Raw genomic sequence first — 1,301 nt, 5'->3', positions numbered from 1 at the left:
CCGGCTCCCACAAGGTCAGCGGTGATCGATGTGGGAGCCGGCTTGCCGGCGATAGCGCCCGAACAGACAACGGACCCGTCCAAGGTAGTACTGCATGTCTCCAAGCCCCGCCAGCGACACCCCACGCCTGCCGTCCATCGACACCCTCCTGCGCCACCCGGCCTGCCTCCCGCTGATCGACCGCCACGGCCGCGACGCCGTGCTGGCCACCCTGCGCCAGCTGCTCGATGACCTGCGCGATCCTGCTCGCAATGGCCAACTCAGCGCCGCCGAACTGGCCGCCGAAGTCCTGCTGGGCCGCACCGGTGAACGGCTGGCCGTCCAGCAGCGCAGCCAGGTCCGCCGCGTGTTCAACCTCACCGGCACCGTGCTGCACACCAACCTCGGCCGCGCCCTGCTGCCGGAGGAGGCCGTCGAAGCCATGCAGACCGCCGCGCGCTACCCGCTCAACCTCGAATTCGACCTGGCCACCGGCAAGCGCGGCGACCGTGACGACCTCATCGAAGGCCTGATCCGCGAGCTCACCGGCGCCGAGGCCGTCACTGTGGTCAACAACAACGCCGCCGCCGTGCTGCTGGCGCTCAATAGCCTAGGCGCACGCAAGGAGGGCATCATTTCCCGAGGCGAGCTGATCGAGATCGGCGGCGCCTTCCGCATCCCCGACATCATGGCCCGCGCCGGGGTGAAGCTGCACGAGATCGGCACCACCAACCGCACCCACGCCCGCGATTACGAAGCGGCCATCGGCCCGCGTACCGGCTTGCTGATGCGCGTGCATTGCAGCAACTACAGCATCCAGGGCTTCACCACCCAGGTGCCTACCGCCGAGCTGGCACGCATCGCTCACCAGCATGAACTGCCACTGCTCGAAGACCTCGGCAGCGGCAGCCTGCTCGACCTGACGCGCTGGGGCCTGCCCGCCGAGCCGACCGTGCGCCAGGCCCTGGCTGACGGCGCCGACATCGTCACCTTCAGCGGCGACAAACTGCTCGGCGGCCCGCAAGCCGGCATCATCGTCGGCCGCAAGGAACTGATCGCCAAGATCAAGAAAAACCCGCTCAAGCGCGCCCTGCGCGTCGACAAGATCACCCTCGCCGCACTTGAAGCGGTGCTGGCGCTGTACCGCAACCCCGACCGCCTGGCCGAGCGCCTGCCCAGCCTGCGCCTGCTGACCCGCAGCCAGGCCGACATCCAGGCCCAGGCCGATCGCCTGGCCCCTGAACTCAAAGCCTGCCTCGGCGAGCAATGGGCGGTCAGCGTGGAGCCCGCGCTGGGCATGATCGGCAGCGGCAGCCAGCCGG

Annotated in this window: 1 protein-coding gene; it reads left to right on the top strand. The window is 69.3% G+C overall.

All coding sequences use genetic code 11. From position 1 onward, the window contains the following. Positions 1-94 precede the first annotated feature (94 nt). Positions 95-1,301: L-seryl-tRNA(Sec) selenium transferase (gene selA / locus PMI38_RS21060; protein WP_008098470.1), on the top strand; the 1,207-nt coding region annotated here is incomplete at its 3' end.

The organism is Pseudomonas sp. GM84, assembly GCF_000282535.1.
In the GTDB taxonomy this organism is placed as follows: domain Bacteria; phylum Pseudomonadota; class Gammaproteobacteria; order Pseudomonadales; family Pseudomonadaceae; genus Aquipseudomonas.
Note: the sequence above shows the minus strand (reverse complement) of the source record. Positions and strands in the feature narration are given on the sequence as shown.